This is a genomic window from Parasaccharibacter sp. TMW 2.1884, from assembly GCF_023337695.1.
In the GTDB taxonomy this organism is placed as follows: Bacteria; Pseudomonadota; Alphaproteobacteria; order Acetobacterales; family Acetobacteraceae; genus Bombella; species Bombella apis.
The window spans coordinates 203,509-215,431 of the sequence record NZ_QORR01000001.1 but is presented as its reverse complement, the minus strand read 5'-3'; the positions used below and the strand labels follow the sequence as shown (position 1 = coordinate 215,431).

Below are 11,923 nucleotides of genomic sequence, written 5' to 3'. Positions count from 1 at the left end.
AACTCCGTTCCTTCTCAGAAGTGACGGTAAAAATAAAGCTCCAGCACACCTGATGTCCCATGTATGGGCGGCATAGGCATGCCTCCCGGAACACCGGCCTTTGCCAGTGCCTTTCCCGCTGGCCCCGCAAAAGCAACACCACCAGCGATCGCTCCTGATGTGTTGCCATCAAACGTGTATTCTGCGGAGAAATCAAGCTCATCCGACATGTGGCTCCCCACATTGCGGGACAAACCCGACCCTGTTGGGTAGAGAAAAGACAGGTCGTAGAAATGCAGGCCGAGCTTCAGCTCGTCCGCCTTGCGCAACAGATGGACGGGTGGGACACCTGTCAGATCCACCTGATGGATCTCCATATTGGACAGGGGAGACAGATACATGCCCGTGATTTCCCCCGGCCAGTAGCCACCATAGGTATACCGGCGCCCATCGTACAGAAAGTACGTATCATAATTGTGCTTCGTCCGGCTATGTGGGTTTTTCCCCCCGCTGAAACGGGTATAACGGTAAAAGACGTGCGGCTTCCATGGCAGGCTGGTGAACGTATAGCCTGGCTCGATATATGTCGAATAGGCACTGACCCCCTTGTAACCATTGCCCGCATGGCTGTTCTGCTCGGAAACGAATGTGCCATAGAGCGTGAAGTGCTTTGAGATACCCAGCGCCCGGATGGGCACGAACGTACCACCCCAGCTCAGCTGACTGACATTCATCCCCTGCCTGTCCCCACGATTGGCGTAGTCGTAGGCTGAACCGATATTCGCCTTCCGCACATGAAAATAGGTCAGGGTCAGATAAGCCGCCCTGTCCTCGTAGACGGACCCGCCATCCCCTCCTGGCCTGCTGCGAAACCATGTGATGTCAAACCCCTCAAACTTGGTCTCCGGCCTGTCATTATTGCGGGTCTGCTTGTTGTTGGTGTTGTTCTCCAGCATGAAGACATCCGCCCGCAGCGCCTTCCCCTGATATTTGATGACACCAGGGCCGGAAAAGGCAAACCGGGGCGCATACCACCAGGCGCCACGATCCCCGGAGCTGTAAGCACCCTTCCCCATCAGAAAGCCATCATCAATCTGGAACTTCTGCCGTCCTCCCTCAATGATCAGCTTCCGCTCCTTGTTGAAGGGCAGGTCTATGCCCAGATTGGCCTCCTCCAGCGTGACTGCACGAGGGGTCCGTGTCGTCTGGGAAATGCTCTCGGCATCGCCATCCCCCAATGTCGTGGAGCCAATGGCCGATGCCTGCCCGAATACGCTGAACCCCCAGGGCGTTTTCCACTGCCCTGCAAGAATGGGTTTGCCGTACAGCTCGGCATACGTCGTATCCTTGATGAGGGCATAGCCGCCCGTCCGCTTTTCACGGTACGACCCTGTCCCGAAGTTGGTATTGGGCAGAAAGAACGCATCACCCCCAATATCCAGAGAGGCCTTGAGAGAAATGTTTCTGGTCGCAACAAGTGTCTGGTCAGCATAAGCGTCAGAAATCACATAAACGTTGCCCAAAGCGGCCAACGAAACGAAGAGTTTCCGCAGTTTTGATGACATATGAGGAACCTTTTGGAAATTTTCCTCACAATTTTATTACAGAAGAACCGTTCCTTGTCTATCGACCGTCTGACTTGTTTATCAGTACGGTCTATGAAATGGAGACAATATAAAATTTATTCTTTTTCTTCATCATGACGATACTGCCTCACGAAAACACGCTCTAAATGGCAGTTTATTAACCCTTCCACGCCCTGTTCCGTATCAAACCGGACAGAAGAACAGAAACGGAATGATGGGCGCTAATATTAAAAATGTTTATAAAAATAAATTTCCATTACACCGGAAGCTCCATGGATCTTCGGCATGGTCTGTCCATCCGGCACGCCAGCCTTGGCCAGTGCCCGCCCTGCTGGACCAGAAAAGGCAGCACCCGCTGCAATCGCACCGGATGTATTCGCATCAAAAGCATATTCTGCTGAAACGTTGACTTCATCCGACATATGTCGCTTCGTACCCGCAGGCAGGCCTGCGCCCGTGGGATACAGATAGGCAAGATCGTAAAAATGCAGGCCAAGCTTCAGCTCATCATCCTTCTTCAGCAGATGGACGGGCGGCACACCGGTAATGTCAAACTGATGGACCTCCATGTTGGAGAGTGGGGACATGTTGTTCCCCACAATCTCCCCCGGCCAGTAACCGCCGTACGTGTAACGGGCACCATCATAAAGAAAAAACGTATCGTAATTGTGCTTCGTCCGGCTGTGGGGATCCCGCCCCCCGCTGAAGCGGGTGTAACGGTAGAAAACATGAGGCCGCCACGGAACCCGGGAAAACGTATAGCCCGGTTCCACATAAACGGCATAGGCACTGACCCCCTTGTACCCATTGCCTGCGTGGCTGTTCTGCTCGGAAACAAAATTGCCATAGAAGGTGATGTTCTTCGTGAAGGGGCGGCTCTTCATCGCAAAGGGCGTTCCCCCCCAGCTCAGGGCCGTCACGCTCATGCCCTGCCGGTCCGCCCTGTTGGAGTAATCGTAGGCCGCTCCCTTGTCGGCATGGCGGACATAAAAATAGGTCAGCGTGACATAGGCCGCCCGGTCTCCGTAGGACGAGCCGCCATCTCCATCCGGACGGCTGCGAAAGAGCGTCACGTCAAAACCGACAAACTTCGTTTCCGGCTTGTCATTGCCGTAGGTCTGCCGGTTGTTGCTGTTGTTCTCCAGCATGAACACATCGGACCGGATGGATGTCCCCTCATACTTGATGACCCCCGGCCCGGAGAAAGCAAACCGGGGCGCATACCACCAGGCCCCACGCTCACCAGAGCTGTAGGCTCCCTTCCCCATGAGAAAACCGTCATCAATCTGGAATTTCTGCCGTCCCCCCTCGATGATCAGACGTCTTTTCCCATTCAGCGGAATCTTCACGCCCAGATTGGCATCCTCAAGATTCACCTGCCGGGGCGTGCCGGAGGTCTGGCTCACGCTCTCTGCATCGCCGTCACCCAACGTCGTGGACCCGATGGCCGAAACCAACCCGAACACCGAAAAACCCCACGGGGTCTGCCATGTGCCTGAAAGCATGGGCTGGCCATACAGCTCACCAAGACCAACATTTTTCGTGCGTGTGTAATAACCCGCCTTGTGCGGTGCATAAGAGCCCGTGCCAAAATTGGCATTGGGGAAATAAAAGGCATCACCCCCAATATCGAGAGCGGCATTCAGGGTGATATCCTTGCGGGACAACAGGGTCACGTCCGCAGATGCTTCAGAAGCGGTAAAAACACCAGCCGACATTGCAGCTGTACAAAGCAGTTTCCGCACCCTTGCCGCCATGACCATCCTTATTCTCAGGCTGTTCTGGCGGCTTATTACCTCATGTCTGCCGTATAATCCAGAGAATGCAGCCCAGAGAATGTTACGATCTCGGAAAAATATTTCGAAAGAGCCTGCGCCTCATGTTCTCCACAGGCAGCCCGCCTTCCCTCAGCCCGGTACGCCGTCACCGCCGGTGATGCCCCAGACCTGCCCAGTCACGTAGCTGCTCTCCTGAGAGGCCAGGGTGACATAGACCGGCGCAATCTCCACCGGCTGTCCGGGACGGTACTAGGGTGTCTCCTGTTCACACAAGAACGTCATGACTTCCTCCGTGACCACAGCTTCCGAAGAAAGAAGGCAATGCCCTCAATCAGAAGAACAAGAAGGACGATGCCAACCACTTCGAAAATCCCTGCCATTATCAGGAACTTCTTGACGACCTTCTCAGTAGGACGACAAGCAACCTGTACGTCCGAAAGATTCAACTTGGACGTACAGACCATGACTGTCTCGCTACCCTTGGGCATGGTCATGGTAATGGTGGCAGGAATGGAGAGGGGAGCAGCTTCGGCAACTACAGGAGCGGCGAGAAGCAAACCAATGACAAAAGCCGCCACACCGGAGAAAAACGCCCACCTGCCCACGGATGACACGCCCTCGCCTTCATGGCTGGCAGCAGCCTCACCTGGCCGGGTCGTATCCATCTCATCTCGGAACATGGGGCATCTCCTGTTCAACAGCTCTTCCTGATGAAGACGACCTTCTGCGAATATCGGCCATCACGTCAAGCTGTTTCAGTTCAACAGCTCTTCCTGATGAAGACCACCTTCTGCCCCGCCCCGCACGTCAACTGCCCTCCCGGAGCGCATCAAACGGTTTCACGTCACGATCCGTTTACATGACCATGCACGGCCCGTTCCGGTTCAGGAATGGTCTGGAAGGGTCATCCCGGTCCGTCACGGGCGCAGCTGCCCTGTTCCGTGCACCTCATAACGCCATGTCATGAGCTGGGCCGGGCCAACCGGGCCACGGGGCGGCAGGCGGCCTGACATGATGCCGATTTCCCCACCCAGTCCGAATTCACCACCATCACTGAACTGCGTCGAGGTGTTCCACATCACGATGGCACTGGGGACACGTTGCATGAAATACTGCGCCACGGCCTCATCTTCCGTCAGGATCGCCTCCGTATGACGGGACGAGAAGCGGACAATATGCGCCAGTGCCGCATCCACCCCTGCCACAACGGAAATGTTCAGAACCTTGTCCAGCCATTCCGTGGCAAAATCTTCCTCCGTGGCAGCGGGCAGTTCCGGCAGGATGCTGCGGGCGGCCTCGTCAGCCCGGAAGGTGCAGCCCTCCGCTGCCAGATCGGCCACAAGCTGCGGCAGGAGACCCGGAGCAATGGCAGCGTCGATCAGGAGCGTTTCCGTGGCCCCACAGATGCCGGGACGGCGCAGCCTGGCATTGCGCACGACCCTCCGGGCCAGCTCATGATCCGCCGCCGCATGGACGTAGCTGTGGCACAGCCCCGCCGCATGGGCCAGAACCGGCATCCGTGCCTCGGCCTGCACACGCTCCACCAGCGTACGCCCGCCACGGACCACAGTCACGTCGATCAGCCCTGCCGCACGGAGCATGTCTCCCACATGCTCCGGTCCGGCATCCGGCACCATGAGCACGGCATCCTCCGGCAGGCCAGCACGGGCCAGCCCCTGCTGGATCACATGATGCAGGGCCTGTGTGCTGTGAAAACTCTCCGGCCCGCCCCGCAGCAGCAAGGCATTGCCGGACCGGATGGCCAGAGTGGCCGCATCCACCCCGACGGTGGGCCGCCCCTCATGGATCATCCCCAGCACGCCAAGTGGCGTGGCCACACGGCGCAGCTTCAGGCCATTCGGCTGCTGCCATGCGGCCAGAACCTGTCCGACCGGGTCTTCCATGCCCGCAAGGGCGTCCACGCTGCGGGCCACGCCCTCAAGCCGTTCCGCCGTCAGGGTCAGCCTCTCCTGAAAGAACGGGCTGAGACTGGCCTGCTCAAGGTCCCGGCGATTGGCAGCCAGCAAGGTTTCCGTTCCGTCCCGCAAGCCTGCGGCCACATGGCGCAGTGCCGCCGTCCGCTGCCCTGCCGGACATACGGCCAGAATCCCGACTGCCTCACGGGCACGCCGTGCCAGCACATGCATGGGCGGGACGTGAGTGTCCGTCTGCGTTCCTGTCGGCATGGGTCTTTCTCCTCCATCTCCATCGGCCCGGCCTCCCGCTGCCGGATGATCCGCACCATCCATCACCAGCCCCATCGTGCCGATCTGGACCGGCATGGCAAGGTCACTCCGGCAGAAACCCGTCATGCCCATATACCGCCCCTGCTTGACAGGCCGACAACGGCCCCGCATCTCTTGAGGCATGTCCTCCACCGCCACACAGCCACCAACCGTCCACTCCCTCCGCCTGCTGGGGATTCTCAGCGTCCTGATGGGGTTTGCGGCCATCTCCACCGATTTCTACCTGCCAGCCATGCCCACCATGGCGCAGGCCCTGCAGGCGCCGGGGGGTGAAATGGCCTGGACGATCTCCGGCTATCTGGTGGGGTTCAGTTTCAGCCAGCTCATCTGGGGGCCGGTCAGTGACCATTATGGCCGACGGCTGCCCATTGCCATCGGGCTGGTCCTGTTCACTCTCGGGTCGGCAGGCTGTGCCGCTGCCGGTTCCATCACGACGCTCATCGCCTTCCGCCTCCTTCAGGCCATCGGGGCCTGCGCCAATGTCGTGATCGCCCGGGCCATGGTGCGGGACCTCTATCACGGCCACCGTGCCGCCCAGATGCTCTCCACACTGATGACCGTCACGGCCATCACGCCTCTGCTGGCCCCGCTGGTTGGCGGACAGATTCTGGCCTTCTGGGGCTGGCGGGCCATCTTCGTCAGTCTGGTCTGTGTGGGCCTCATCATGCTCGGCAGCCTGTTCTTCCTGCCGGAGACTTTGCCGAAGCGGGATGAACGCCCCCACTCCGTTCTCCATGCCTTCTCACACTATGCCCACCTCATCCGCCGCCCCCGCCTGCTGGGCTATGCCTGTGCCGGCGGCTGCTACTATGCGGGGACTTTCGCCTACATTTCCGGCTCCCCCTTTGCCTATATCAGCTACCACCACGCCTCCTCCCTGCTCTATGCGCTGCTCTTCGGAATGGGCATCGTGGGCATCATGACGGCCAACATGATCAATGCCCGGCTGGTCCACGCCTGGGGCAGCGACAGGCTGCTTGTCATGGGGGTCATCATCAGCGTTCTGGTCTCGCTCTGGCTGGTCGCTGATGTCTGGACTGATTATGGCGGGCTGTGGGGGCTGTTCCTGCCGCTCTTCCTCTATGTCGCCATGGCCGGATTCATCGTGGCCAATTCCCTCTCCGGTGCCCTGCATGATGACCCCGCCCATGCGGGCACCGTCTCCGCCATGACGGGAGCCGTCCATTATGGCAGCGGCATCATCGGGTCCGGGCTGGTGGGGCTGCTGGCGGATGCCACACCCCGCCCCATGGCCACGATCATCTGCGTGGCCTCGCTGTTCAGCCTCGTCTTCCTGCTGCTCATCCGTGATGGCAGGAAGGGCTGAAGGCCGGCCCGCTTCTTACGGGTTCAGCTCGCCCCGCTCCAGCCAGCCTGCGATCTGCTGCATCCCCGTCTGGATGTCGGAGAGCGGGAACTCATAGGCCCATGTCTCGCCCGTTTTCGTCTTCGCCGTCAGCTGTGCCGTCTTCCCCGATGACAGAGCCTGCACGGCACTGGCCGGAAGCTCCTGCTGGGCCATGCAGCCTGTCTCGTCACAGGATTGCAGGGGCAAAGGCACGGCCTGCCCGTTATCCACGCTCAGCTGAAGAGTGGCCTTCATGTCGAACGGCAAGCGTGTCGGCAGGTTCAGGCTGATCTGCCAGGGCTGTTGGGCCAGCGGCTTCCTGATGAGGTCTGGCGTGGCATGAGCCAGCAGGAAAAATCCGCTATCCATCGTCGTCCCCGTCATGCGTTCCAGCTGGATGGTGCAGAACTGCGTCCCCTGTCGGCTGCCCTTGGCCGGATAGGCACAACCATAGCGCCATGGCCCGGCAAAGGCGGACCGGGCCGTTACTCCCGGATGTTCAGCCGCCATGATTTCCGGCAGACCTCCCCCTTTTTCCGTCACGGCTTCCACAGCTGCGGCCCGACCATCCTTCGGCCCAGCCGCAGAAGCTGGCACGGCAGACAGCAGACCAAGTGTCATCACCATGACGGCATGAGGGCGTCTGAACATCTTTCTTTCTCCTTCTACGGTCATGCCGCCACCGTAACACCAACCGGCACACACATCATCAGGAAAACATGGACCATGCCGTCACCGCACGCTCCCGCCATCCGCAATGCGCTGCAACACATAAGGCAGGATACCCCCCTGGGCGACATAGGCCAGCTCAGCCTCCGTCTCCAGCTGGAGGGTGGCCTGCACGACCTGCTCCATGCCATCCGGTGCCGTAAAACACACACGGACAGGCTGCCGGGGCTCAAGCCGGGCCGGAAGGTCGATGCTCACTTCTTCCTGCCCCGTCAGGCCGAGCGTCTGACGGGTCACCCCCTTGGGAAAGGTAAGGGGCAGAACCCCCATCCCTGCCAGATTGGCCCGGTGAATCCGTTCGAAATCCTCGGCAATGACAGCCTTTACCCCCAGGAGACGGGGGCCTTTCGCTGCCCAGTCCCGTGATGACCCCATGCCGTAATTCCGCCCCGCTACCACCACCAGCGGTACCTGCTCCTGCTGATACCGGGCAGCAGCATCGAAAATGGCTCCTTCCTCCCCATCTGGCCAGTGCCGGGTCACGCCACCCTCACTACCGGGGATCATCTCATTACGGATACGGATATTGGCAAATGTCCCCCGTGCCATGACACGATCATTCCCACGGCGGCTGCCATAAGAGTTGAACTGCGCCGGTGAGACGCCATGCTCCTCAAGATACCGGGCAGCAGGCGAACCGATGGCAATCGTTCCGGCCGGAGAAATATGATCCGTCGTGATGTTGTCCCCGAACAGGGCCAGAATCCTGGCCTTGCGGATTGGCCCCGTCACGCCGGCAGCCTCCTCCAGCCACGGCGGTGACTGGATGTAGGTTGAAGACCCATCCCACGCAAACGTTGCACCGGCCTTGCCGTCTCCCAGTGCCTGCCACTGGGCAGGCCCCTGCTCCACAGTCGCATAGCCACGGGCAAAGGCCTCCGCCACGACGGACTGCGCCATGAGATTCGCCACCTCATCCCCGCCGGGCCAGATATCGGCCAGCATGACAGGCTGACCGGCCTCATCATGGCCAAGAGGTTCCACCGCAAGATTCCGTGTCACGGTCCCGGCCAAGGCATAGGCCATCACGAGCGGTGGGCTGGTGATGTAATTCAGCTTCGTATGAGGGGAAACACGCCCCTCGAAATTACGGTTCCCGGACAGCACTGCGGCAACTGTCAGATCATGCTCCGTGATCGTCCGGGCAATGTCAGCCTGCAAGGGGCCGCTATTGCCGATGCAGGTCGTGCAGCCATAACCAACGATCTCAAACCCTAACGCACTGAAATCCTCCAGCAGACCGGCCCGTTCCAGATACCGGGTTACGGCCTGGCTGCCCGGGGCCAGAGAGGTCTTGATGCGCCGTGCCACCTTCATGCCCCGCTGACGGGCCTTCCGGGCCAGAAGCCCTGCTGTCAGCATGGCCGCAGGGTTGGATGTATTGGTGCAGGATGTAATGGCTGCCAGCACGACATCCCCGGCACCAAGGCTTTCCCCCGCAAGGGCGGCATCCTTCGTGCAGATGGGGAAACGGACATCCCCCTGTCCTTCAGCCGCCAAGGCGGCCCGGCTGGTCTCTGCCACGGCAGGAAGGTCATGACGCTGGGAGGGTGTTTTCGGCCCGGCAACAGAAGGCTTCACAGTCCCCAGGTCCAGACTCAGCACAGTGGTGAAAAGCGGTGTTTCATTACTCTCCCGGAACAGTCCCTGCTGCCGCAGGTACGCTTCCACGAGCCGGACATGATCCGGCGAACGGCCTGTCAGGGTCAGATAGTCCATGGCCAGTGCATCGGGTGGAAAATAGCCGCAGGTCGCTCCATATTCAGGTGCCATGTTGGCAATGGTGGCCCGATCCGCCACCGGCAGGTGATCCAGCGCCGGACCGAAAAACTCCACAAACTTGCCGACAACCCCTTCCGCCCGGAGTTGTTCTGTCAGGGTCAGCACGATGTCCGTCGCTGTCACGCCGGGAGCGGACCGTCCCTCCAGATACACCCCCACCACATCGGGCAGACGCATGGCAATGGCCTCTCCCAAAGCGGCGGCTTCGGCCTCGATGCCACCAACACCCCAGCCCAGAACACCAAGGCCGTTGATCATGGTCGTATGGCTGTCTGTTCCGAAGACCGTATCCGGGAAAAGGGTCGTCACGCCCTCTTCCTCCTTCCACATGACCAGCGGAGCCAGATATTCCAGATTCACCTGATGGCAGATGCCGGCCTCTGGCGGAATGACCCGGAAATTGTCGAATGCCTGCTGCCCCCAGCGCAGAAAGCTGTACCTCTCCCGGTTGCGGCTGAACTCGTGGGCCACATTCTGCTCCAGAGCATCTTTCTGCCCCGCCACATCCACTGTCACGGAATGATCGATCACAAGATCTACAGGGATGAACGGATTGACCTCCTCCGGATCACCACCCAGCCGTTTCATGCCGTCACGCATGGCGGCAAGATCGACCACAGCGGGAACACCTGTAAAATCCTGCATCAGGATACGGGCCGGACGGAACGGAATCTCACCTTCGGCATGGCAGGTCTCAGCCCAACCCGTCACCAGCGCCGCCGCATCATGCTGCCCCTGCCGCAACACGTTCTCCAGAACGATCTTCAACACATAAGGCAGGCGTCGCGCCTTCTCCCCCGCTCCGGCCAGAGCCTGGGGGAGCGATACATATCGATAACTCTGCCCCTCATGCTCCAGCCTCTGCCATGGAATGCCCCCCTGCCCGGCTGTCCTGTCTGTTCCAGTCATCATGCCCTCCCGCTTGCCAGTCTCGTGCCCTGTTTCTTCAGCCGGCTGCTCCTCAGGACGCCGGCACATCCCGCCTGTCCGGCCCGACATAAAGGGCACGGGGACGGCTGATGCCTGCGCGGCTCTCCAGCATTTCCTTCCACTGGGCAACCCATCCCGCTGTACGGGCCACAGCAAAAAACACCGTGAACATGGAGGACGGAATCCCCATCGCCCGGAGGATGATTCCGGAATAGAAATCCACATTGGGATAAAGCCGCCGGGAGATGAAATACTCATCATTCAGGGCTGTCTCTTCCAGCTTCATGGCCAGCTCGAGACGGGGATCATGATCCATCCCGAGCTCTGCCAGCACTTCATGGCAGATGTTCCGCATCAGCCCGGCCCGTGGGTCCAGATTCCTGTAAACACGGTGGCCAAAGCCCATCAGCCGCGTACCATCCTCCTGATTCCTGACACGGTTCATAAAATCCGGAATGCCGTCCACCGTACCGATCTCATCCAGCATATCCAGCACGGCCTCGTTCGCACCGCCATGTGCTGGCCCCCAGAGCGCCGCCACACCAGCAGCGACACACGCAAAAGGATTGACCCCCGTGGCCCCCACCGTCCGCACGGTGGATGTAGAAACATTCTGCCCATGGTCGGCATGAAGGATCAGAATCCTCTCGAAGGCCCGTGCCAGAACCGGATTCACCTCCCAGGCTGCTTCCGGCATGGAGAAGAGCATGTGCAGACAGTTCTCCGCATAGCTCAGTCCCGGACGGGGGTAGATCAGCGGCAACCCCCGGCTGTAGCGGTAGACCCAGGCTGCCAGAGTCGGCATCTTGGCCACAAGCCGCAGGGTAGACATCTCCCGCTCCTCTGATGTGATACGGTGCCGCTGGTCCGCTCCCTGATTGCCATAGAAGCTGGAGAGGCCAGCCAACGTCCCGCAGAGCATGGCCATGGGGTGGGAATCCCGCCGGAACCCGTTGAAGAAGTTGCGTATCTGCTCATGCAGATGTGCCTCAGCCATCAACCCATGTTCGAAACGGGCCTTCTGCCGTGCATCAGGCAGCTCTCCGTGCGACAGCAGCCAGGCGACTTCCGGGAAACTCGCTTTCTGGCAAAGCTGCTCAATCGGGTAGCCACGATGCAGCAATATCCCGGCCTCACCATCAATATAGGTGATGGCACTCATGCAGGATGCCGTATTGGCAAAACCGGGGTCATAGGAAAACACACCCGCCCGCCGGTAGAGGGTCCGCATGTCCACCACATCCGGCCCCAGCTGCCCCTTCATGCTGCCCAGCGGCACCTCCTGCGCGGTTCCCTCCACCCTGCGAAGCACCCACTGCCCGGCATCCTGCTGTGCTGCCATTACTTCACGGATCCCCATGATGTGACCTCCCTGCGAAACGACACCGGAACAGTCCATTTAATTTCGGTATCGTTATATTTGAGTAACGCACATAGTTCCTGCCCCCGCAAGCATCATGCTCTACAAAAAAATCTTTATCTTCCAGCTCTTGTCACATTCCCATGAAGCATGATGAGCTGGTGCTCTCTGGCGGATCATGCCAC

The 11,923-nt window shown here is 59.8% G+C and carries 8 protein-coding genes and 1 pseudogene; 1 reads left to right on the top strand and 8 read right to left on the bottom strand.

The features are described 5' to 3' along the window. Positions 1–14 precede the first annotated feature (14 nt). From DTI93_RS00955 to DTI93_RS00935, 5 genes and pseudogenes are all read right to left on the bottom strand, one after another. The gene (locus DTI93_RS00955) at positions 15–1,544 is read right to left on the bottom strand and encodes an alginate export family protein (protein WP_249079352.1); all 1,530 of its coding nucleotides are present in this window, start codon (positions 1,542–1,544) and stop codon (positions 15–17) included. A gap of 248 nt (positions 1,545–1,792) precedes the next feature. Further along, positions 1,793–3,241 carry an alginate export family protein gene (locus DTI93_RS00950; protein WP_249079350.1) on the bottom strand — a complete coding sequence of 483 codons (1,449 nt, stop codon included), beginning with the start codon at positions 3,239–3,241 and terminating at the stop codon, positions 1,793–1,795. A gap of 231 nt (positions 3,242–3,472) precedes the next feature. Beyond that, positions 3,473–3,589: pseudogene (locus DTI93_RS00945) on the bottom strand (NAD(P)-dependent oxidoreductase); the annotation flags it as partial. A 32-nt stretch (positions 3,590–3,621) separates the two neighbouring features. Continuing rightward, positions 3,622–4,023 (bottom strand): hypothetical protein, encoded by a 402-nt coding sequence (locus tag DTI93_RS00940; protein ID WP_081562962.1) that lies wholly within the window; start codon positions 4,021–4,023, stop codon positions 3,622–3,624. A 237-nt stretch (positions 4,024–4,260) separates the two neighbouring features. Further along, positions 4,261–5,529: a glutamate-5-semialdehyde dehydrogenase gene (locus DTI93_RS00935; protein WP_408902098.1), complete on the bottom strand. Its 1,269-nt coding sequence runs from the start codon at positions 5,527–5,529 to the stop codon at positions 4,261–4,263. A gap of 181 nt (positions 5,530–5,710) precedes the next feature. On the opposite strand from DTI93_RS00935, the gene DTI93_RS00930 reads away from it, so the two are divergent. Further along, entirely contained in the window at positions 5,711–6,916 is a 1,206-nt protein-coding gene (locus DTI93_RS00930; protein ID WP_086431146.1) for a multidrug effflux MFS transporter, read from the top strand. Between the two features lie 15 nt (positions 6,917–6,931). Here the strand turns inward: DTI93_RS00930 and DTI93_RS00925 are convergent, their stop codons facing one another. The 3 genes from DTI93_RS00925 to DTI93_RS00915 form a co-directional block, all read right to left on the bottom strand. Next, a complete protein-coding gene (locus DTI93_RS00925; RefSeq protein ID WP_043560795.1) occupies positions 6,932–7,588 on the bottom strand; it encodes an invasion associated locus B family protein in 657 nt (218 codons plus the stop codon). Between the two features lie 81 nt (positions 7,589–7,669). Further along, a complete protein-coding gene (gene acnA / locus DTI93_RS00920) occupies positions 7,670–10,357 on the bottom strand; it encodes an aconitate hydratase AcnA (RefSeq protein ID WP_408902097.1) in 2,688 nt (895 codons plus the stop codon). A gap of 52 nt (positions 10,358–10,409) precedes the next feature. Further along, complete coding sequence (locus tag DTI93_RS00915) at positions 10,410–11,720, bottom strand: citrate synthase (protein ID WP_052349211.1); 1,311 nt, start codon at positions 11,718–11,720, stop codon at positions 10,410–10,412. Positions 11,721–11,923 lie beyond the last annotated feature (203 nt).

Excerpts from the sequence above, each read along its gene's own strand:
- DTI93_RS00915 (WP_052349211.1), bottom strand. The coding sequence starts at position 11,720 with ATGGCAGCACAGCAGGATGCCGGGCAGTGGGTGCTTCGCAGGGTGGAG.
- DTI93_RS00940 (WP_081562962.1), bottom strand. The coding sequence starts at position 4,023 with ATGTTCCGAGATGAGATGGATACGACCCGGCCAGGTGAGGCTGCTGCC.
- acnA (WP_408902097.1), bottom strand. The coding sequence starts at position 10,357 with ATGACTGGAACAGACAGGACAGCCGGGCAGGGGGGCATTCCATGGCAG.
- DTI93_RS00925 (WP_043560795.1), bottom strand. The coding sequence starts at position 7,588 with ATGTTCAGACGCCCTCATGCCGTCATGGTGATGACACTTGGTCTGCTG.
- DTI93_RS00930 (WP_086431146.1), top strand. The coding sequence starts at position 5,711 with ATGTCCTCCACCGCCACACAGCCACCAACCGTCCACTCCCTCCGCCTG.
- DTI93_RS00955 (WP_249079352.1), bottom strand. The coding sequence starts at position 1,544 with ATGTCATCAAAACTGCGGAAACTCTTCGTTTCGTTGGCCGCTTTGGGC.
- DTI93_RS00935 (WP_408902098.1), bottom strand. The coding sequence starts at position 5,529 with ATGCCGACAGGAACGCAGACGGACACTCACGTCCCGCCCATGCATGTG.